Here is a 22,398-nt window from a genome sequence, read left to right as displayed (position 1 = left end):
TATCACTTGAACACGTTTGGATTTTGCAGACGAGGCCGCAAAGAGGCATACTGACAGTCACGGCGCGCGCGACGCGCCACCCAACAAGATATGAATAAAAGGTAAGTTCGTGAACACAATCGACAAGAAAAGCGTGCAGACGAAATCATTTCGCTGGAAACGCTGGCAGCGCTGGGCCGTCGGCACAGGCTGCGTCCTGGCCGCCTACAGCGCGGCCGGCTTCTGGCTGGTGCCCTACGTCATCAAGCACCAGTTGCCCAAATTTGCCGAAAAAGAACTGGCGCGCCAGGCCAGCATCGCCGACGTGCGCTTCAATCCCTACACCTTGCGGCTGGAAGCAGACCAGATTGCCCTGAAGGAAGCGGCCGGCGCGGATGGCAAGGGCGGCGCGCCCCTGCTGTCCATCGGCGCCCTGGCCGTGCAGCTGGAATGGAAATCCATCGTGCGCCGCGCCTGGAGCCTGGCGGAAATCCGCATCACGGCGCCGCAGGCGCAACTAACGATCACGCCGGACGGCAAGTTCAACCTGGCCGAAGTGCTGGCCACCTGGCAACGCAAGCACCCGGAAAAGAGCGACGGCGGCATCCCGCGCCTGATCATCGGCCACTTTGCGCTGGAACAGGGCAAGGTGGACTGGCAAGACCAGAAGGCGGGCTACGCGGACAACTTCACGCCCATCGACTTCACGCTCGAGAATATCTCGACCCTGCCCGACGCCAACGGCAGCTACAGCCTCAGCGCCGATGCGGCGCGCGGCGGCAAGCTGCACTGGCGCGGCACGGCGTCCTTGAACCCCATCCGCGGCGACGGCGAGCTGATCCTGAACGACGCTTCCCTGCCCGGCCTGGCCGCCTACCTGAAAGCCTACACGCGCGCCAGCGTGGCGAGCGGCAAGCTGTCGGCGCGCCTGCCCTACGCCTTTTCGTATGCGGATGGCACGCTGGAAGCGACCGTCAAGGGCGCGGGCCTGGCCCTGCGCGACCTGGCGCTGGTGCGCGACGGCAAAGGAGCAGCCTTTACGTCGCTCGATACCTTGGGCATTGCCGGCGTCAACGCGGACCTGGCGCGCCAGAGCGTCACGGTCGACAAGATCAAGCTGTACGGCGGCAAGGTGGCCGTGCGCCGCGACAGCAAGGGCGAGATCGACGTGGCAAACCTGATGCTGCCTGCCACCGCTGCACCGGCAGCTTCCACCGCGCCTGCCAGGCCGGGCAAGTGGAAAGTGGACTTGAAACAAGTGGCGCTGGCCAACGTGGACGTGTCCGCCATCGATGAAACCGTCTCGCCAGCCCTGCAATTGAGCGCGAAACAGTTGCAACTGCAGCTGCAGCTAGGCTTGCAACAAGGGCCAGCGGGCATGGCTACCGTGATCGACGGCGCCAATTTCAGCCTGGCCGACCTGGCCATGCAACGCGGTACGCAAACGCCGCTCAAGCTGGCCCAATTCGGCTTTACGGAAGGCAAGATCGACCTGGCGGCGCGCAGCGTGCACCTGGGCGCCGTGACGGCCAGCGGCGCGCAGATCGACCTGGCGCGCAACCGCCAGGGCCAGTTTGCGATTGCGCAAAAACTGCCCGTGTTTGCTTCCGCCAAGGCCGACGCGGGCACGGCGCCCCCTTCCGCGCCCTGGACCACCAAAGTGGACAAGGTAGAACTGAGCAAGGTGGGCGCCCGCTTCGACGATGCGGGCACGGGCATCAAGGGCAACCTGCAGGATGCCAGATTGTCCCTGCAAAACGTCAGCAACGACATGAAGCAGGCGCTGCCGTTCGAGCTGGGCGTGGGCTTGCGCGAAGGCGGCTTGCTGACGGCCAGCGGCAAGTTCGTGCCCGGCACGGCCGCCGTCGATGCGCAACTGAACCTGAAACAGCTGACCCTGGCGCCCGTGCAGCCCTTGCTGGCGCAGCATCTGAAACTGAAGCTGGCGGGCGGCACCCTGTCCGGCAGTGGCCGCCTGACGACGGGCGGCGGCGCGCCGAAGGCGCCCAAGCTGCGCTATGTCGGCGGCGTGGATATCGCCGGCCTCGTGCTCAATGAAACGGATGGCAAGCGTTTTGCTTCGTGGAAAAGCGTGCGCGCCGACAAGCTCACGGCCAGCGTGGGTCCCGACTTCGTCGACATTCCCGAGTTGCGCGTGGTGGAACCGAATGCCCAGCTGATCATCGAAAACGACCGTAGCCTCAATGCCCAGCGCCTGCTGGTGAAGGCGCCGGAGCCGGCCGCGCCCGCGCCCGCCCCGGCGGCAGTGGCAACCGCAGCTCCGGCCGCCGACGCCGCCTTCCCCGTGCGCGTGCGCCGCGTGCGCCTGCAGAATGCCAAGCTGGACTTCGCCGACCTGAGCCTGCGGCCCCAGTTCGCCGCCAAGATCTATGAATTGAATGGCGTCGTCACGGGCCTGTCGACCAGGCGCGATGCGCGCAGCCAGATCGAGCTGGACGGCCGCATCGACGAATTCGGCCTGGCCCGCGTGCGCGGACAATTGAATCCCTTCGCCCCGACCGACAACACGGACTTGAACGTCGTCTTCAAGAACGTCGACATGGTGTCCGCTTCGCCGTACACGATGAAGTTTGCGGGCTATAAGGTGGCCGAAGGCAAGATTTCGCTGGACTTGCAGTACAAGGTGCGCAACCGCCAGCTCGACGGCACCAACCAGATCGTGCTCGACAAGCTGACCCTGGGCGAGCGCATCGACAGCCCGGACGCCTTAAAACTGCCTTTGGAACTGGCGCTGGCCATCCTCAAGGATAGCGATGGGCGCATCGACCTGGGCTTGCCCGTGTCGGGCGACATGAGCGACCCGCAATTCAGCTATGGCGCCCTGATCTGGAAAGCCGTGGGCAATGTGCTGACCAAGATCGTCACGGCGCCATTCCGCGCCCTGGGCAATTTGCTGGGCATCAGCGCCGACAAGCTCGAAGCCATCGATTTCGATGCGGGCAGCGCCGTGCTGCTGCCGCCCGAGCGGGAAAAGCTCAAGCAGGTGGCGCACATCCTCGCCAAGCGAGAACAGCTGAAGCTGGCCGTGCCGGCCCAGTACAGCGACACGGACGGGGCCGCCCTGCGCGCCCAGGCCGTGCGCCGCGCCGTGGCCGCCAAGGCCGGCATCAAGCTGGAAGCGGGCGAAGAGCCGGGACCGCTGAACCTGGGCGAACGCAAGATACGGGGCGCCCTGCGCGACCTGTACGCGGAACGCTTCGGCAAGGCCGAGCTGGACAAGCAGAAGAAGGCGGCGGAGTCTGCCGTTCCAGCCGCCCCCGCGGCAGCAGCGGCATCGGCCAGCGCCTCCGCTGCGGCGGCGGCCAAGATTCCCGTCTGGCAGCGCCTGGGCAAGCTGATCGAAGGCGAGCCGCAAGTGGCCGACACGGGCGCGTTCTACAAGGGCTTGCGCGAGCAGCTGGAAGCGAAGCAGCCGCTGCCTGCCGATGCCTTGAGCAAGCTGGGCGCCCAGCGCAGCGCGGCGATTCTGGCCGCCCTGCAGCAGGACGGCACGCCGGCGTCCCGCGTCAGCGCGGGCGCGCCGGAAAAAACGGAGGCCACGCCGGGCAAGCCGGTGGAACTGAAGCTGGGATTGGCGGCGCAATAAAATAAGGAAACCATCTGACGCATGAAAAACCTCGACAAGGTAGCACCCTATACATCGTCTGCCGCGCAAGGCGACTGGGGCACAATGACAACGTTACTTGCTGAAACAGCAATATCGGCCAAAGACAGCATCTCCTTTGCTGAGAAGACGCTGCTGGCTAATTACGTCTACAAAAAAAATGGCACCTACAAGCTGATATATACGACTGTCGCGATGGATGGCAGTATTGAAAACTACGCCGAGGATGACGGCATTTTGCCTACACTGTTCCTAAGTCCGGATCAGGAAAATTATGTTTCCGTCATCCCCTATCATCCTGATAAAGAACTGGAAATCAGCATTCCCGTCTTTCATCGCGAAGATGTGGAAATGCCAAAGGGCAACCGTCCATTTACCGGACACTTCATTGGAACAACGGTGGCCTATTCGATATTTCACGATGTGGATATCTTCGACAATAAACCGGACAAAATCCTGACCATCGAGTTTATCAATGGGAAGCTGAAGAAGAAACACAATGCCAAAATCCCCTTGCCCGCAAATAACCGCATCGCCATTTGCAACAAGGCAATTCATTTGCTGGCCAATGACGGCAGCATCCTGCTGCACCGGGAAATCGATGAAAAAGGTAATGTCACGCGCTCGCGGGAAATCGGCGCGAACGATATCCATGTATTGCAGATATTAAGCGCCTCCTTCGACAGGGATTCCTATCTGCTGGCGCAAGAAAAAGATAAAATCATTATCGAAAAAATAAATGCGGCTGGGGCAAGCGAAATCATTGAATTGGCGGACTTTGCCGATCCGCTGTTCAATACATGGCAGCCAGTCGACATCGCTGACGACACTTTTGTCACGCGTTTCAATACCGAGTTTGGAAACGGCTGGTTGACCATCAAAAATGATGAGTTATTGGAAATATTCTATAGCAAAGGCGAGCAAGGCTACCGGAACTTGCTGACAAACGAGCTTCTGTCCATGCAGCATGACAAATTGATCATTTCCAGCATCAACAAGACCACGGAGCGTAGTTATGCGGTCGTGCTCTACCCGAGGGTAGTCGGTACAGCGGAGAATGCCGAACTCATCGTCTTGAATCGCCGCTTGCCATAGCGTCGGGGCCCTCAATGGCAGCGCGTCGGCGGCATTGGCCAGTCCATGCCGCCGATGCGCTTCACTTACTTATCCTCTTACTTCCCTTTCCCCGCCTCCTTCACCGCCTCATCCGGCAAGGCAAACGCCACCAGGCTGTCGCCCATCTTGGTCCCCAAGGAACCGTGGCCGCCAGCCATGACGACGACATATTGCTTGCCCGTCTTGTCGGAGACATAGCTCATCGGCGTGGCCTGGCCGCCGGCCGGCAGGCGGGCTTTCCATACTGTCTTGCCATTGCGCACGTCATAGCCGCGGATGTAGTAGTCGAGCGTGCTACTCAAAAACGCCACGCCGCCGCCCGTGGTGCTGATGCCGCCCAGGCTGGGCACGCCCAGCGGCAAGGCGATGGGCACGGGGGCGCTGTCGCGCGTGGTGCCGTTCTTGTGCATCCACACTTTCTTCATGGTGCGCAGGTCGACGGCAGCCACGTAGCCCCAGGGCGGCGCCTGGCAAGGGAAGCCCAGCGGCGACAGGAAAGGCTTGATTTCCACGGCGAATGGCACGCCCGTCTGCGGCTGCAAGCCCATTTCCGTGCCCGTGCCGCCCTTCGCATTGGCTTGCGCGCGCGGCACCAGGCGTTCCAGGAAGCCCATGTAATCGGGATTGACCAGCAACAATTGACGGCCCGGATCGACTGCCGCGCCACCCCATTCGAAGATGCCCAGCGGGCCCGGCGAGATGATGGCGCCCTTGATCTTGCCTTCGGCCACCGTCTGCGGCGTGAACGGCCCTTCGTAACGGTGCTGGCGGAAGATGATGCGGCACGCCAGCTGGTCGAATGGCGTCGTGCCCCACATGTCCGTCTCGCTGATATGTTTCTCGGGCAGGAAGGTGAGCGCGGAGAACGGCTGCGTGGGCGACAGCTTGTCGCCAGGCGCCGCGTTGGCGGTCGGCACGGGTTTTTCCGGCGCCGGCACCACCAGGCTGCCGTCGCGCCGGTCAATCACATAGATGTCGCCCCGCTTGGTCGTGGCCACCACGGACGGCACCTTGCCTTTCGGCGTGTCGATATCGACCAGGGTGGGCTGGCCGCCGATGTCCATGTCCCAGATATCGTGGTGCACGGTCTGGTAGACCCAGCGCACCTTGCCCGTCGCCAGGTCCAGCGCGACGATGGCGCTGTTGTACTTTTCACCGTTCGGATTGCGGTTGCCGCCCCAGGTATCCGGGGTTTCATTGCCCATCGGCACGTACACCATGCCCAGCTTTTCATCGATGCTGGACACGCCCCAGGAATTGGGCGAGTTGTTGGTGTAGGTCTTGCCATCGGCAATCGGCGCCGTGTCGTCGGGATTCGACGCATCCCAGTTCCACATCAGCTTGCCGGTGACGGGATCGTAGCCGCGGATCACGCCCGACGGCTCTTCCGTGGAGAAATTGTCGGTCACGCTGGCGGCCATCACCACCACGTTCTGCGCCACGGCCGGCGGCGAGGTGGGCATCAGGAAACCCCGCTTCTTCATGGCCATGCCGTGGTACAGGCCGATCACGCCATTTTCGCCAAAGCTTTTGCAGGCCTCGCCCGTGTCGGCATTGACGGCGATCAAGGTCGCATCCATGGTGGGCGCGAAGATGCGGCGCGGGCATTCCATGCCGGCCGCTTCGGGCGCCGGGTTGTCCTTGGCGCGGCCCGCGTTCACGTCCCAGTACGCCACGCCACGGCAGATCATGTGCTGGTAGCTGGACGCGTCGCGGTTGATCTTCGGATCGTGGCGCCACAGCTCCTTGCCCGTGTCCGGGTCCAGGGCGATGACGATGTTGTGCGGCGTGCAGAGATACAGCATGCCGTTCACTTTCAGCGGCGTGACTTCGTTGGCGATCTCGCCCGGGTCGTTCGGCCCCTTGAAGTCGCCCGTGTGGTAGACCCACGCCTCCTTCACCTGCGCGGCGTTGGCCGGCGTGATCTGCGCGGCCGGCGCGTAGCGGTCGCCGTAGCCGGAACGGCCGTACGCGGCCCAGTCGTTGGGCGCCACGCCAGGCGCGTAATCGCCCTCGGGCTTGCCCGCCATGTTCTCGGCCGGCACTTCGCCGTGCAGGGTGTAGTAATCCTGGAACAGGGAAAACACGCCCACGGCGGCCGTCACGACGACGGCGGCGAGCAAGGCGCTCTTGCCGGCATCGCGCGGCTTCGCCCCGGCGGCCAGGGGCGGATCGAGGCGCCGGTCGATGAAGGGCAGCAGCAGCCAGACGGCGGCGGCAAACCAGATGTCCAGACGCGGCAGCAATTGCCACCAGTCGAACTTCACTTCGATGACGGACCAGATCAGGGTGGCGAACAGCAGCAGCGCCAGGAAAGCCTGCGCGCTGCGCCGGCCTTGCCACACGAGCGCACCGGCAACGAGCATGCCGATACCGGCCACGACGTAATACCAGGAGCCGCCGAGGCTGACGAGCCAGGCGCCGCCGCCGGCAAGCGCGAGGCCAAGCAGGAGGAAGATGACTGCGGTAAATGCCAACAAGGGGCCACGCCGGGCAGAGGGACTCATGATGCTCCTTTACAAAGGTAAGAACAGCTGGCCAAAGCTGCGCGCGCCGGGCTCGTGGCCTGCGCTGCCCGCCGAGCCTGCATCCGCGCGCATGCGCACGGCGCCACCGCTCAGTCACAACGCATAGCACGCGCTACGCTTTGGTCAGACGTTGTAAATCGGCGGCGCGCGCCTGCGCACCGGGTTGAGCACAATCAATGAATTTTCATTTTTTCACCATTTGACAAAGCGTGGCACACGCCACAACACGGGCGGGACGCAGTGTTGCTTTTCATCACATTCCCTGCCCGCCCCCACTGCCGGACAGCCGTGTCCGCAGGCGTTTTCAATAGAAAACATAAAATAAATCAAATAAATAACAAATTTCTCGAATAAATCAAATTTTTATCGTAAAATACAAATACCGAATTTTTGCACACCGATTTTCCCGATTTTTACCTTGAAGGGGAGCGCCCATCATGACCATCGCCAAACGCCTGTATGCATTGATACTCGCCGTCATCGTCGGACTGGCAGCCCTTGCCGGCTTCAACATCTACGAAATGGATCGCGTCTACACGGCGGCCAACTATGCCACGGTCAACACCGTGCCCAGCCTGCTGACCCTGAACGAGGCGTTCGTGCCTTTCACGCAAATGCGCACGGCCGTCTGGCAGCACATGGCCAGCAAGGATGCCGCCCGGCGCGATGCCCTGGAAATGGACATCCGGCAGGCGCGCGCGGCCGTCGACAAGGCGCTCGACAAATATGAGAAGGAAAACCTGTCCGACGAGCAGGACAAGGCCCTGCTGGCTACCAACCGCGCCACGCTGTTGCGCTACGATGGCGTGCGCGACAAGGTGCTGGCCCTGTCGAAGGCGGGCGAACTCGACGCGGCGCGCGACTTGCTGATGGCAAACCAACCCGTCATCAAGCAGCTGGTCGACGCGCTGGAAGCCCACCTGCGCTACAACGAGAGCCTGGCCAACAAGGGTGCCGCCGACGGCGCCGCCGCCATCGGCAATGCGCGCTGGATTTCCAGCGGCCTGGCCCTGGCCGTGACGGTCCTGGTGGCAGGCATGGGCCTGCTGCTGGCGCGGCGCATTGCCGCCTCGCTGGCCAGCGCCATCGGCGTGGCCCGCACCATCGCCAGCGGCGACCTCAGCGCGCGGATCAGCGCCACCTCGAAAGATGAAGTGGGGCAACTGATGACGGCCATGGGCGAGATGAGCGACAGCCTGGTGCGCATCGTGGCCGAAGTGCGCTCCGGCACGGAAACCATCAACACGGCCTCGGGCGAGATCGCGGCGGGCAACCTGGACCTGTCGGCGCGCACGGAACAGCAGGCCGGCTCGCTGGAGGAAACCGCCTCGGCCATGGAAGAACTGACGGCCACCGTGCGGCAGAACGCCGACAATGCCCGCCAGGCCCAGCAGATGGCCGTCAGCGCCTCGGACAAGGCGGCGCACGGCGGCGAGGTGATGGGCGACGTGATACGCACCATGGAAGCGATCGACAGTTCATCCAGCAAGATTGCCGACATCATCGGCGTGATCGACGGCATCGCCTTCCAGACGAATATCCTGGCCCTGAATGCGGCCGTGGAAGCGGCGCGCGCCGGCGAGCAGGGGCGCGGCTTTGCCGTCGTCGCCACCGAGGTGCGCAACCTGGCGCACCGTTCCGCCACGGCCGCCAAGGAAATCAAGGCACTGATCAGCGACTCCGTGGCGCAGGTGGGCCAGGGCGGCAAACTGGTGCGCCAAGCCGGCGCGACCATGACGGAAGTGGTCGACACGGTGCGCAGCGTCACCGACATCGTCAGCGAAATCTCGGCCGCCAGCGTGGAGCAAAGCACGGGCATCGAGGAAATCAACCGCGCCATCACGCAGATGGATGAAGTCACGCAGCAAAATGCCGCCCTGGTGGAGGAAGCGGCAGCGGCATCGCAGTCGCTGCAGGAACAGGCGGGCAACCTCGCTGCCGTGGTGAGCGCCTTCACGCTGGCACCGGGCCAGGCCGGGGCGGCGCCGGCAGCAGCGCCCCGGGCGGCGCACGCGCCTGCCGCGCGGCCGCCCGCAGCGCGCAAGGCGCCGCTCAAGCTGGTCGCCACGCGCAGCGCGGCGCCGGCCCGGAACCCGGCCGCCGACGATGGCGGCGACTGGGAAGTCTTCTGAAGCACCGATCACACGACTGACGCACGAGCACCGGCACGGACCGCACTGGAGCACCGCCATGAACGCCTTTCTGACCGCCTATCCCTTCATCCGCTGCGAAGACATTTCGCTGATGCGCCCTGCCCTGGCCATGGCGGGCCTGGCATTGCTGCTGGCCGCCCTGCTCTGGCGCCGCATCCGCTGGCGCCAGGCGCGCCGCGTGCCGGCCGACCTGCATGCGGGCCTGGAGCAGTTGCTGCAGGCCCGCACGCCAGGGCCCACCCCGGCCGGCAAGGCGGCAGTTGCCGCAGCGCCGCAGCCGGCGGCGCACGCGCCGGATGGGCTGCCGTTCGAGCAGGCCCGCCTCGATGCCATGTTCGGCTACGACCGGCGCCTGCAGGGCGAGATCCTGGCCCTGTTCGTGTCGGAGACGCGCGACCGGCTGGCCGGCATCGGCCATGCGCTGCGCTGCGAGCGCGCCGCCCCGGCACGCGTGCTGGCGCAGGAAATCCTCGACGGCAGCCATGCCATGGGCCTGATGCCCTTGCAGGCGCTGGCGCGCCAGGCCGTGCACGCGGGTTTTTCCAACGACATCGTCGCCCTGCGCCGCCTGCATGCCGACCTGCTGATGGCGCTCGATGCGCTGTCCCAGGCCGTCACGGCCCTGCAGACCAGCGCGGCGCCGGCGGACGACTGCAGCGGCATCGGGAGCATGTCATGAGCGCAGCGATCGACCTGGCGGCCCTGCGCGGCGGCGCCATCCTGCCCTCGCCCGCCTGGCGGCGCCAGCGGCTGGCCACCTTGTGCCAGCAACAGGTGTCATTCGACGAGCTGGCCGAACAGATACGCTGCGATCCCGCCCTGGCCGGCAAGCTGATCGGCCTGGCGAACGGCGCCGTGCCGTCAGGCGGGCGCAGGCATGCCGCCGTCGGCGCCCCGCTGCTGGCAGCGCTGGGCCGGCCCGCCCTGATCCAGGCGCTCGCGGCCCCGGCGGCCGCCTCCACCCTGTGCACGCAATTCAACGAGCCGCGCTTCTGGTGCCACGCGCTAGCCATGGCCTGCGCGGCCCGCCTGGCAGGCGACGCGCTGCAGCTGGCGCCAGCCGACGAACTGTTCACCTGCGGCCTGCTCGCCAATACCGGCCAGTTGGCCCTGGCAACGCTTCGTCCGCAGGCGTATGGTCAGCTGCTGGGACAGCATGGCGGCGCCGCTTCCCGGCTGCTGTGCGAGGAATCGCGGCACTTCGGCTACCACCGGCTGGCCCTGTCCGCCAGTCTCATGCACGGCTGGGGCTTGCCGGAACCGCTGTGCAGCGCCGTGCGCTGCCATGCCGCGCCGCCTGGCTGCGGCCAGGCAGGCGGCATGCTGGCGCTGGCCTGGCTGCTGAAACTGGCCAGCGCGTTCGCCGACTTGATCCTGGTCAATGGCGCGGGACCGCGCGGACCGGCCCTGGGCGCCGCGCGGGTGCTGGGCATCGATGCGGACGACATGGAAACCCTGCTGCGCCACAGCAATGCCGACTGGAGCGAATGGCGCGACACCCTGGAGCCGCCCGGCCATGCCGCCCCCTGCCGCGTGCGCGCAAGGCCGCAGCCATGGACGGGCCTGGTCTTTAGTGAATTCATCTAATTTGTTGAAATTGATTTTTTTTGCGCGAGTGCGTATCATTCCCCTTACCTTATTCCCCACATAAAGCCCATCATGCACACAGCAGACGTCTGCACTACACAGAAGGCCGCCGAAATCCTCGGCATCTCGGTGACATCCGTGCAGCAGCTGGTCGAGGCCGGCGTCATCGAAGCGTGGAAGACCAAGGGCGGCCACCGGCGCATACCCCTCGCGGCCGTGGAAGCCTACAAGGGCAACCCCGGCCAGCATGGCCAGGAGCAGCGCTCGGCGCGGCCTGCCCGCCCCGCGCCATCGGGCCGCCCGCCGTCCATCCTGGTCATCGAGGACAATCCCATCGAACGGGCGCTGTACGAAAAGCAGATCGGCTCGTGGGGCTTGCAGGCGGACTTGCGCTTTTGCGAGAACGGCTACCAGGCGCTGATGGAGATCGCCCGCGACCAGCCCGACATCCTGCTGGCCGACATCGTCATGGAAGGCATCGACGGCTACGAGGTGATACGCACCATCCTCGCCGACCCGCTGCTGGCGGACATGCACATCGCCATGCTGTCGAGCCTGACGTCGGAGGAGCTGGAAGAACGGGGCGGCGTGCCGCCCGGCGTCGTCTTCTTTGCCAAGCCCGTCAATTACGACGAACTGCGCGGCTACCTGCGCGCCTGCTGCGCCGGCCATGCGCGGCGCAACAGCCTGGCCGCCTAGCCCGCCACGCCCACCCTCGCCCCGGAGCCCTTCATGCAAGCGTATCGCCACATCGATCCAGCCGTGCTGTTCCAGGCCACCGGCCATGACCTGGAGATGTTCCGCGCCCTGTCGCAAACCTACCTGGACACGGCTCCCGCCATGCAGGAGCGCTTGGAACAGGCGGTGCGCAGCGGCGCGGCGCAGGCCATCGTGCACAGCTGCCATACCTTGCGCGGCACCGTGGCCCTGCTGGGCGCCAGCGCGCTGACGGCGCGCCTGGCCGCACTGGAGCAGCTGGTGCGCCACCAGGGCATGGCGGCGCCCGGCTGGCTCGACGAGACGGCGCTCCTGCTCGGCGAAGTGGAGCGCGAGGTGCGCCGCAGCATGCTGGAATACACGGGCGCGCAGGCATGAACGCGCGCCGGGCCATCCTGCGCCTGGTGCACCGCTATCCGCCACGCACCACGGCGGCCCTGGTGGGACTGGTCCTGCTAAGCCTGCTGGCGCTGCGCATCATCGTCGCTGGCATGCTGCTGCACCGCGAAGCCGTTGACGACTGGAAACGTGACCTGTCCAACCTGTCGCTGCTGCTGGCGGAAAACACGGCGCAAAGCATGACGGCGGCCCGGCTGGTGCTCGACAGCGTCAGCAGCGAGATCCAGACGGCGGCGCCGGCCGACGCTGCCGCGCTGGCCAGGCTCGTCGGCAACCAGGCCATGCAACAGACGCTGCGGCACAAGATCGGCGGCGTGCCGCAAGTGGACGTCGTTTCCATCGTCGGCGGCGACGGCGCCGTGCAGGTCTTCAGCCGCGCCTATCCCGCGCCGCCCATCCACCTCGACGAGCGCGATTATTTCGATTACCACCGGCGCCACCCGGATGGCGGCCTGCACGTCAGCGCCCCCGTGCAAAACAAGGGCAATGGCGCCTGGACCTTCTATCTCAGCCGGCGCATCAGCGGGCCGGACGGCCGCTTCCTGGGGGTGGTGCTGGTCGGCCTGTCGTGCGACTTCTTCAGCAAATTCTTCCAGAACACCAGCATCGGCGAACACACGGCCTTTTCCCTGTACCGCAGCGACTACACGCTGCTGGCGCGCTGGCCCGCCGCCCCTGCCATGATGGGCAAGCGCAACCTGACGGGCAGCACCTACCGCCTGCTGGAGCAGGGCCAGACGCATGGCGTCATCCAGGTGGAGCTGCCACGCACGGCGGAACAGGGCCGCACGGTGGACCGCCTGGCCGGCATCCGCCTGGTGCGCGACTACCCGCTGGCCATCAACGTCACCATCACGGACGAGGTCTACCTGGCCGGCTGGCGCCGCATGCTGCACACCATGGGTGGCGCGGCGCTGGTGAGCCTGCTGGTGGTAGCCCTGGCCGTGGCGCTGATCATGGCCCTGCTGCGGCGGCGCGAACGCGACACGGCCATGGCGCTGGCGCTGCAGGCGCGGGCGGAAGCGGCGAATGCCGCCAAGTCGCGCTTCCTGGCCATCATGAGCCATGAAATCCGCACGCCGATGGCCGGCATCGCCGGCATGGCGGAACTGCTGCTGGAAACCCCGCTCGACGCGACGCAGCGCCAGTACGCAGGCAACGTCAGCAATGGCGTGCACGACCTCATGCACATATTGAACGACATCCTCGACCTGTCCAAGGCCGAGGCGGGCCAGATGGGCGTCGAACTGCGCGACTTCGACCCGCGCCTGCTGCTCGACGACCTGCTGGCGCTGCACCGCGCGCAAGCGGAGCGCAAGGGCTTGCCGCTGGTGGCCGAGGTCGACCCCGGCGTGCCGCCGCTGGTGTGCTCGGACCGCACGCGCATCGCGCAGATCCTGGGCAACCTGGTCAGCAACGCCATCAAGTTCACCACGGCGGGACCGGTTACGGTGGGCCTGCGCCTGGCGCCAGGCATCCCCGGGCGGGAGGGCAGCGCCACCGCCCTGCTGTTCAGCGTCAGCGACCACGGCATCGGCATGACGCCCGAGCAGCTGGGCCGCGTGTTCCAGCCCTATTGCCAGGCCGACGCCAGCATCAGCGGCGCGTATGGCGGCACGGGCCTGGGCCTGGCCATCTGCAAGCACCTGGCCGAGCTGCTGGGCGGCGACATCGGCTGCGACAGCACGCCCGGCGCCGGTTCGCGCTTCAGCGTGCGCATTCCGTGCACGCCCGCCGCCGGCGCGCCGCTGACGGCGCCGGCGCCGCCTGCCGACGCGCCGCCTGCCGCGCCAGCCACCCCGTCCGCACCCGTAGCCGAGCCGGTAGCCATGCCTGACGCGGCGCCGGCGCCGCGCATCCTGCTGGTCGAGGATACGGCAATGAACCGCCAGCTGGTCTGCCTGCAGCTTGGCGGCCGCGGCTACACCATCGAGACGGCGGAAAACGGCGAACTGGGCTTGCTGGCCCTGGCGGCACAGCGCTATGACCTCGTGCTGATGGATTGCATGATGCCCGTCATGGACGGTTACCAGGCATGCCAGGCCCTGCGCGCGCGCGAATTGCGCAGCGGCGCCCCACGCACGCCCGTCATCGCCCTGACGGCCGGCGTCACCGACGACGACCGGCAGCGCTGCGTGGCCGCCGGCATGGATGACTTCCTCTCCAAACCCTTCACGGCGACCCAGCTGCGCGAGCTGGTGGAACGCTGGCTGGGGCGCCAGGCAGCGGCGCCTGAACTGCAATCACAGCAACCAATTACAACACTTGCAACAAATAATTCAAATTAATCGATAAAATCACAAATATTCGATATAATTGACCGCAGAGAAGCAGCGCGGCCCCTGCCCTCGTCCGCACGCGCGGCGAGGGCGAGGCATACCTACCGTGGGAGGCGATATGCGGCACGACAACCAACACCCCTTGCAATGGCAGGCCCTGTCCTGGGAACGCCTCGACACGCGCGTCCTGCTGGCCATTTTCGTGGCCCTGCTGCTGGCCGGCCTGTGGGGCGTGACCCTGCTGCAGCTCGAGCACGCCTACGACCAGGCCATCGCCGATGGCCAGCGCGATGCGCGCAGCATGGCGCGCGTCTTCGACGAGCATGCGATCCGCACCATCGAAGGCGCGGACCAGGCCGTCACCTACCTGCGCGGCCGCTACAACGCCCTGGGAGACAAGCTCGACATTGCCACCGACCTGCAGCAGGGCCTCAATCCCGGTCCCCTGTACAATTTGTTTACCATCGTCAACGAGCGGGGCGACACGGTACTGTCGAGCCGCCCGTTCAAGCCCACCAACCTGGCCGACCGCGAGCACTTCCAGGTGCACGTGCGCGGCGACAGCGGCGAACTGTACATCAGCAAGCCCGTGCTGGGCCGCGTGTCGAAGAAATGGTCGATCCAGCTGACGCGGCGCATCAATCACCCCGACGGCAGCTTCAAGGGCGTGGTGGTGGCATCGATGGACCCGTACTATTTCACGCGCCTGTATGACGAGGTCGACCTGGGCAAGAACAGTTCCATCTCCCTCGTCGGCACCGATGGCGTGATGCGCGCGCGCCGCGTCGGCAGCGTCAACACCATCGGCCAGGACGTGGGCGACAGCGCCCTGTTTGCCCAGATGCGCGGCCAGACGCGCGGCAGCTTCCTGCAGCGCAGCCCCATCGACGGCGCCCTGCGCTACTACGCGTTTGAAAAACTGGCGCACTACCCCCTCTACATGCTCATCGGCCTGGACCGCGACACGGTGCTGGCCGACTACGCTTCGCGCCGCGACCAGGCGCTGCTGATGGCCGGCGTCACCAGCGCGCTGATCGTGCTGTCATGGGCCGCGCTGGCCCTGCTGATCGGGCGTTTGATCGACAGCCGCGCCCGCGCCATCGCCGCCAGCGAAGCCAAGTCGCGCTTCCTGTCGAACATGTCGCATGAGCTGCGCACGCCGCTCAACGGCATCCTCGGCTTTTCCGAGCTGCTGCTGGAGCAGTTGCAGAGCGGCCTGGCCGGCCATGCGCAGGCCATCCGCGCCAGCGGCCGCCAGCTGCTGGCCATGGTCGACGCGACCATGGAATTGAGCGCGCTCGAGGGCGGCCAGCTGCAGCTCAGGTGCATGCCAGAGCCGCTGTCCGGCGTGCTGACCCAGGCGCTGGCGCCGTTCCGCCAGCGCGCGGCCGACAAGGGCGTCGCCCTGGCCTGGAGCGCCTCGGCGGATACGCCGCCGCAGCTCGAGTGCGACCGGCCGCGCCTGGTGCGCCTGCTCGGCATCCTGCTCGACAACGCGCTGCACTTCACGGCCGCCGGACGCATCGACGTGCGCCTGGCGCGCCAGGCCGGCATGCTGCGCATCGACGTGTGCGATACGGGCATCGGCATCGCGCACGCGCAGCAGGCCGCCATCTTCGACAAGTTCTCGCAGGCCGATGACGCACCCAGCCGCTCGCATGGCGGCGTGGGGCTGGGCCTGGCCATCGCCCGCCACCTCGCCGTCCTGATGGGCGGGCGCATCGCCGTGGCATCGGCGCCGGGCCAGGGCGCCGTGTTCAGCCTGTACCTGCCGCTCGCCGACACGGCGCAAATTGCCGGCCGCTACGACAAATTGACCACACTATCAACCGAGTAGCAACTGGGAAAAGTTGTTCTTCTTCCATAACCGGTATAGCATCGATACATGATCCGACTTCCAGGTGGCAACGCAGTGCACAGACGACTGATTGAGTGGCTTTTTTTCCTCCTCGGACTGCTGATCATCGGCGCCACCCTGGCTTACCTGCATCTGGCCGAAGCGACGCGCAATGAAGCGGCGGAACGTGAGCGGCTCGGTGCCATGACGGCGCTGCTGGCGAAGAATATCGAAGTCGACCTGGCCGCCACCAACCTGGTGCTCGAGGGCGTGATCCGCGACTTTCTCGGCACCGAAACGGAAGCGGGCGCCAGCCAGGCCCTGCCCCGGCGCCTGGCGGCGCTGGTCGACGCCATGCCGGGCGTGCGCACCATGCTGGTCATCGATGCCAGCGGCAAGCCCGTCGCCAGCAATATCGAAGAACTGACCGGACAGGACTTTTCCCGCCGCGGCTACTTCCAGACGGTGCGCGACGCTCCCGACCTGCACATGCTGTACCTGTCGCCGCCCTTCCGCTCGTTCAAGAACGACCTCGTGATGACGGCCGCGCGCATGGTGCCGGACCGGCAGGGCCGCTTCGCGGGCCTGGTGGTGGCCACCTTCGATCCCGAGTACTTCACGGGCAAATTCCGCACCGCCATGTATGCGGGCGACGTGTGGGCCGTGGTGCTGCATGGCGACGGCCGGCAATTTCTCAATTATCCGGCCAAGGGCGCCCTCGATGGCAGCAACCTGGACGTGCCAGGCAGCTTCCTGCGGCGCTTCCGCGACAGCGGCCAGCCCTCGGCCGTGCTGGACGCCGTGCTGGTGCCGGGCATCCCCGCCAGCCCGCCACGCATGATGGCCATGGCCACCATCGCGCCGCCCGCATTGCACATGGACCGCGCGCTGATCATCGGCCTGAGCCGCGAGGAAGCGGCCATCGCCGCCCCGCTGCAGCGCCAGGCGGCGGGCTACGCCATCTTCTTTGCCATCCTGGCCGCGGCCGGCGGCGCGCTGCTGTACTGGAGCCAGCGGCGCCGCCTGTCCCTGGCCAAATGGCGCGCGCAGCAGGAAAGCGCGCGCCAGGCCTTGCAGGCCGTGACGGACAGCGAGACGCGCTTTCGTACCCTGATCGAAGATGCGCCGCTGGCCATCGCCATCCTGCGCCATGGCCGCTTCGTCTATTCCAACCCGCGCTACCGGCATCTGCACGGCTATGCCCTGGAAGATGACTTGAGCGGCATGCCGTGGCGCGCCATGCTCTCGGCAGGATCGCAGGCGGCGCTGGCGGCCAACGAAGCGCTGATCGAGGCCGATTCGGCCTGCGAGCAGATGTTCGAGGCCGTCGGCCTGGACAAGCAGGGGCGCCCCGTGCCCGTCTTCAAGACGACGGCCCGCGTGATGCTCAAGGATGGACCGGCCACGCTGATCTTTGCGCAGGATATCTCGGCGCAGAAGCAGGCCGAGGAAGCCATGCTGCTGGCCCGCGACGCGGCCGAGGCAGCCAACCGCAGCAAGGCGGAATTCCTCGCCAACATGAGCCATGAAATCCGCTCGCCGCTCAATGCCATCCTCGGCATGGCATGGCTGCTGGAACGGGGCCGCCTCGATGCGGAAGGGCTGCAGATGACGCGCAAGATCCGCGCCGCCGGCCAGTCCTTGCTGGGCATCATCAATGACGTGCTCGACGTGTCGAAAATCGAGGCGGGCCACATGACGATCGAGCAGGCGCCGTTCCGCCTGGCCGAGGTGATCGACAAGACCGCCGCCAGCATGGGCGTCGCCGTGCATGACAAACCCATCACCGTGCGCATCGCCCCCCTGCCCGACGGGATAGACCAGGTGCTGGGCGATGCGCTGCGGCTCGAGCAGGTGCTGGTCAACCTCACCAGCAATGCCATCAAGTTCACGCCGCAGGGCATGGTCGAGCTGTCGATCACGCTGGAAAGCCGCGACGGCGACGCCGCCGTGCTGCGCTTCTGCGTGCGCGACACGGGCATCGGCATCGCCCCCGAAGTGCAGGAGGCGATCTTTTCCGCCTTCGCCCAGGCCGACAGCTCCACCACGCGCCGCTTCGGCGGCACGGGCCTGGGGCTGACCATCTGCCGCCAGCTGGTGCGCCTGATGGGCGGCACCCTGAGCCTGGAAAGTGCCCTGGGCCAGGGCAGCGCATTCAGTTTCACGGTGCCGCTGCAGCTGCTGCCGGCCGGCGCCTTGTCCTCGCCCGACATGAAAGGCCTGCACGTGCTGCTGGCCGACGACAACCCCGCCGCGCGCGAGATGGTGGCGGCAGTCGCCCTGGGCCTGGGCTGGAGCGTGCATGCCGTGGGCGGCGGCCAGGCGGCGCTCGACTACGCCTTGTCGTGCGCCGAGGGAGCGCGCCCCGGCGTCGCCCTGCTGGCCGCGCGCCTGCCGGACATCGATGGACTGGCCACGGCGCGCGCGCTGCGCGAACGCCTGCCGGCGCAGGATTGCCCCGTCGTCATCCTCGCGCCCAGCGACGCCGTCGCCGCGCCGCCCGCGCGCCGGCATACCGATCCGGACGATCCTGCCGACGCCATCCTCAACGAACCGGTGACAGCCTCCAGCCTGTACAACGCGGCGATGGATGCGCGGCAGCGGCGTGCCGAAGCGGCCGGCCTCGATGCCAGCCACGCGGCGCTGGAGGAGCGCCAGCTCGCCGGCGTGCGCGTGCTGGTGGTCGACGACAGCGAAATCAATCGCGACGTGATCAACCATATCCTGTGCGACCAGGGCGCCCAGCCCGCGTTTGCCTGCGATGGCAGGCAGGCACTGGACTGGCTGCAGGCCCATCCCGCCGACGTCGACATCGTGCTGATGGATGTGCAGATGCCCATCATGGATGGCTTGCAGGCGACGCGCGCGCTGCGCCAGCTGCCGCAGTTCCACGACCTGCCCGTGGTGGCCCTGACGGCGGGCGCATTCCAGACGCAGCGGGCAGCGGCGATGGAGGCGGGCATGAACCACTTCATCAGCAAGCCCTTCGACGTGCCGCAGACCATCGCCCTGATCGCCCGCGCGCATCGCCGCCATGCGCACGGGTTGCCGGCCCTGCCGTCGAGCGTGGCCGCGCCGACGCTGCGGGCCGCGCCGGACGGCACGGTGCCCGTCATCGACCTGGCGCAAGGGCTGGCACAGTGGCTAGACGAAGCCCCCTACCGCCAGCACCTGTCGCGTTTTGGCGCCACGTATCGCCACGCCGTCGGCAGCATGCGCGCCATGCTGGCAGCGAATGCCCGCGCCGACGCCGCCGCCCTGGCGCACAAGCTGGCGGGCGTGGCGGGCAGCCTGGCGCTGCCGGCCACCTTGCACGCGGCCCAGCACGCGGAACAACTGCTGCATGCCGGCAGCGATGCGGCGGCCGCGCTCGATACGCTGGAACAGGCGCTGGCGCACGCCATCGAGGCCGCCACGACGTTCACGGCACAAGCCCCGCCGCCTAGCCAGCCGGCCATGCGCGCCAGCGCGCCGGCCACCGTGCTGCTGGCGCGCCTGCTCGAAGCGCTCGACCGCGATGAGCCGGCGCCCGCCGAAGCGCTGCTGCAGGAACTGGAACAAGTCCTGCCCTCGAGCTGCCTGGGCGCGTTGCGCGCCCACCTGTCCGACTTTGATTTCCGCGGCGCGGAACGGGCCACGCGCCAGCTGGCCGAGCGACTCACGCCGCGGGTGCCGGGATGACCTTGCCGACCGTGCTGGTGGTCGACGATGAACCGACCAACCTGAGCCTGCTGCGCTCCATCCTGGCCGACAGCTATCACCTGGTCTTCGCCTGCAGCGGCAGGGATGCGCTGGCGGCCGTGCTCAAGCACCGGCCGGCGCTGGTGCTGCTCGACGTGGGCTTGCCGGACATCGACGGCTACGCGCTGTGCCCGCAACTGCGCCAGATCGACCCCACGCAGGCGATGCAGGTGATCTTCATCACGGCGTATGGCGGCGCGCAGCAGGAATCGGCCGGCTTCGAGGCGGGCGCCGTCGACTACATCGTCAAGCCCGTCTCCGCGCCCATCGTGCGCGCCCGCGTCGCGGCGCACCTGTCGCTGGTGCGCGCCACGGCGCTCGAACGCAGCTACCGCGACGCCATCCAGATGCTGGGACATGCGGGCCACTACAACGACACGGACACGGGCGCGCATATCTGGCGCATGGCCGCCTATGCAGCCGCCCTGGCCCGCGCCGCCGGCTGGGATGCCGAACGCTGCGCCCAGCTCAAGCTGGCGGCCGCCATGCACGATACGGGCAAGCTGGGCATCCCGCAAGCCATCCTGCGCAAGCCCGGGCCGCTCGACGAAGCCGAATGGGCCGTCATGCGCACGCATCCGAAGATCGGCTACGACATCCTGTCGCGCAGCGAGGCGCCCGTGTTCCAGCTGGCGGCGGAAGTGTCGCTGCGCCACCACGAAAAATGGGACGGCAGCGGCTACCCGGACGGCTTGCGCGGCGACGCCATTCCCCAGTCGGCGCGCATCGTCGCCCTGGCCGACGTCTTCGACGCGCTCAGCATGAGCCGGCCCTACAAGCCCAGCTGGCCCATCGAGGAGATCGTCGGCCACCTGAAGGCGGGCGCCGGCAGCCATTTCGATCCCTGGCTGGCGGAATTATTCATCGAACTGATGCCGCAGTTGCTGGCCATCCAGGGGCAATTCCACGACGTGGAGACGGCGGCATGATGCCCCGCCATGGCGGAAAGTCGCCATGAGTGTGCCGGCCAATGATAAACTTGCCAACTTAAAAACTTGGGGAACACTATGATCTGGTGCCGTGATCTGCTGCTGAGGCTCCTCATGCTGGGCGTGCTGCTATTCGTCGTGGGCGAATCGCTGTCCTACTGGATGCCGGAAATCAGGAAACTGCTGGCCTGGCGGCCTTTCTGAGCGCAGCCTAGCCTTCGCGCCCATCCACCCTGGCGCGCCACAGATACGGCGCATACGTCAGCCCGAACAGGGCAAACGCCAGCGACCAGCACAGCCCTGCCGCCAGCAGCGCGGGCACGTACAGCGAAGCGGGTCCCGCCGCTGCCAGCAGGCGCGCCAGCGCGCCCAGCTGGATCAGCCAGTACATGCCCGCTTCCGCCCTGCCCGCCTTGAGGGAACGTCCCGTGTGGCCCAGGGTGGTGCGCGTCATCATGCCGATGATCAGGCCCGCCATCGAACCCACCGTCAGCGCGTGCAAGGCGGCGCTGGCCGGCAGCAAATGCAGGCTGGCCAGCGCCAGCAGCGCAAAGCCGATGCCTATCCACGCGTACGACAGGTGCAGTATCCACAGCAGCGGCACGCGCAAGGTGCGCTGCGGTTGCCAGGCCAGCAGCTTGGCCAGGGAGACGCCGGCGGCGCACAAGGCCAGCGGCGCCGTCAGCCAGGCGGGCGCACCGGCCAGCCACGCGATCGCGGCGGCCGCCATGCAGGCCACGGCGAGCAGCGCGCGTTTCGGGCTGGCCACCGGCGTGCTGCCAGGTGCGCCATTGCGGGTAAACATGGGAATGACGCGCGCGCCGATCATGGATTCGATCAGCACGATGATGAAGATGGCCGCCTGCACGGGCAGCATCGGCGGCAAGGCCAACACCCCCAGCGCTTCCGCGTGGTACAGGCCATTGGCCAGCGCCAGCAATGCCAGCAGGCCGACGAGGAACAGGTTGCGCGTATTGCCCGCGCGGCGCAGCACCTGGTACAGGGGCCAGGCGGCCAGCGGCAGGAACAGCCAGTCGACCAGCGCCGCCACCAGCCCGGGACCGCACAGCATAGCCACGCGCCCGGCCAGCCACAGCCCCGCCAGCGCCATCAGCGGCGCGCCGTGCGGCGTGGGCAAGCCCGTCCAGTTGCGTCCCGCCGTGTACAGGAAGCCCACGACGACGGCCACGGCAAAGCCGAACACCATCTCGTGCATGTGCCAGCCCAGTCCCAGTTGCAGGCCGCCCGGCATCCACCCCAGGTAACTGGCCAGCCACAAGGGAATGCTGACCGCCGCAAACACGGCCGCCAGCAGGTAGAACGGGCGGAAACCCAGCTGCCAGACAGGGTGGCCGCTCTGCCAGGGCGCCGCGCCTTTTGTCATGCCGGGAGGGGTAGCTTCACTGATGGGGGTAAGGGCCATGATGGACTCGCCTTTAAAGATATATTCAACATACTACTTTAAAAGCACAGGAACTGCCATCGGCAAAAAGGACTAGAGAGATAGC

14 protein-coding genes are annotated in these 22,398 nt (G+C 66.8%); 12 read left to right on the top strand and 2 right to left on the bottom strand.

Annotated features, from left to right (window positions below):
- Nucleotides 1-109: 109 nt before the first annotated feature.
- Complete coding sequence (locus tag AC07VL_RS10775; protein WP_494805824.1) at nt 110-3,586, top strand: DUF748 domain-containing protein; 3,477 nt, start codon at nt 110-112, stop codon at nt 3,584-3,586.
- A 21-nt stretch (nt 3,587-3,607) separates the two neighbouring features.
- A complete protein-coding gene (locus tag AC07VL_RS10770; protein ID WP_494805823.1) occupies nt 3,608-4,699 on the top strand; it encodes a hypothetical protein in 1,092 nt (363 codons plus the stop codon).
- Nucleotides 4,700-4,776: 77 nt separating this feature from the next.
- Here the strand turns inward: AC07VL_RS10770 and AC07VL_RS10765 are convergent, their stop codons facing one another.
- The gene (locus tag AC07VL_RS10765; RefSeq protein ID WP_494805822.1) at nt 4,777-7,227 is read right to left on the bottom strand and encodes a membrane-bound PQQ-dependent dehydrogenase, glucose/quinate/shikimate family; all 2,451 of its coding nucleotides are present in this window, start codon (nt 7,225-7,227) and stop codon (nt 4,777-4,779) included.
- Between the two features lie 458 nt (nt 7,228-7,685).
- On the opposite strand from AC07VL_RS10765, the gene AC07VL_RS10760 reads away from it, so the two are divergent.
- The 10 genes from AC07VL_RS10760 to AC07VL_RS10715 all read left to right on the top strand — a co-directional run bounded on the left by AC07VL_RS10760 (nt 7,686) and on the right by AC07VL_RS10715 (nt 21,094).
- The gene (locus AC07VL_RS10760; RefSeq protein ID WP_494805821.1) at nt 7,686-9,380 is read left to right on the top strand and encodes a methyl-accepting chemotaxis protein; all 1,695 of its coding nucleotides are present in this window, start codon (nt 7,686-7,688) and stop codon (nt 9,378-9,380) included.
- A 58-nt stretch (nt 9,381-9,438) separates the two neighbouring features.
- The gene (locus AC07VL_RS10755) at nt 9,439-10,080 is read left to right on the top strand and encodes a hypothetical protein (protein WP_494805820.1); all 642 of its coding nucleotides are present in this window, start codon (nt 9,439-9,441) and stop codon (nt 10,078-10,080) included.
- Nucleotides 10,077-10,988, top strand: a complete 912-nt coding sequence (locus AC07VL_RS10750; protein WP_494805819.1) for an HDOD domain-containing protein — start codon at nt 10,077-10,079, stop codon at nt 10,986-10,988. The genes AC07VL_RS10755 and AC07VL_RS10750 overlap by 4 nt, the downstream gene beginning before the upstream one ends.
- Before the next feature lie 72 nt (nt 10,989-11,060).
- Entirely contained in the window at nt 11,061-11,687 is a 627-nt protein-coding gene (locus AC07VL_RS10745) for a response regulator (RefSeq protein ID WP_494805818.1), read from the top strand.
- Nucleotides 11,688-11,720: 33 nt separating this feature from the next.
- Complete coding sequence (locus tag AC07VL_RS10740) at nt 11,721-12,083, top strand: Hpt domain-containing protein (RefSeq protein ID WP_494805817.1); 363 nt, start codon at nt 11,721-11,723, stop codon at nt 12,081-12,083.
- Nucleotides 12,080-14,392, top strand: coding sequence for a hybrid sensor histidine kinase/response regulator (locus tag AC07VL_RS10735; RefSeq protein WP_494805816.1), 2,313 nt, complete (start codon nt 12,080-12,082; stop codon nt 14,390-14,392). The genes AC07VL_RS10740 and AC07VL_RS10735 overlap by 4 nt, the downstream gene beginning before the upstream one ends.
- Nucleotides 14,393-14,501: 109 nt before the next feature.
- Nucleotides 14,502-16,220, top strand: coding sequence for a sensor histidine kinase (locus AC07VL_RS10730; protein ID WP_494805815.1), 1,719 nt, complete (start codon nt 14,502-14,504; stop codon nt 16,218-16,220).
- Between the two features lie 75 nt (nt 16,221-16,295).
- The gene (locus AC07VL_RS10725) at nt 16,296-19,901 is read left to right on the top strand and encodes a response regulator (RefSeq protein ID WP_494805814.1); all 3,606 of its coding nucleotides are present in this window, start codon (nt 16,296-16,298) and stop codon (nt 19,899-19,901) included.
- On the top strand, nt 19,898-20,890 hold the full coding sequence (locus tag AC07VL_RS10720) for a response regulator (RefSeq protein ID WP_494805813.1): 993 nt from the start codon (nt 19,898-19,900) through the stop codon (nt 20,888-20,890). Before AC07VL_RS10725 ends, AC07VL_RS10720 begins: the two co-directional genes overlap by 4 nt.
- A gap of 78 nt (nt 20,891-20,968) precedes the next feature.
- Nucleotides 20,969-21,094, top strand: a complete 126-nt coding sequence (locus tag AC07VL_RS10715; RefSeq protein WP_494805812.1) for a hypothetical protein — start codon at nt 20,969-20,971, stop codon at nt 21,092-21,094.
- Nucleotides 21,095-21,101: 7 nt separating this feature from the next.
- Here AC07VL_RS10715 and AC07VL_RS10710 read toward each other — a convergent pair whose 3' ends face one another.
- Nucleotides 21,102-22,313 carry an NnrS family protein gene (locus AC07VL_RS10710; protein ID WP_494805811.1) on the bottom strand — a complete coding sequence of 404 codons (1,212 nt, stop codon included), beginning with the start codon at nt 22,311-22,313 and terminating at the stop codon, nt 21,102-21,104.
- Nucleotides 22,314-22,398: the final 85 nt, after the last annotated feature.

It is taken from the genome of Janthinobacterium sp. GW821-FHT03C08, from assembly GCF_059420905.1.
The sequence above is the reverse complement of the archived record's forward strand: the minus strand, read 5'-3'. Positions and strand labels throughout refer to the sequence as shown.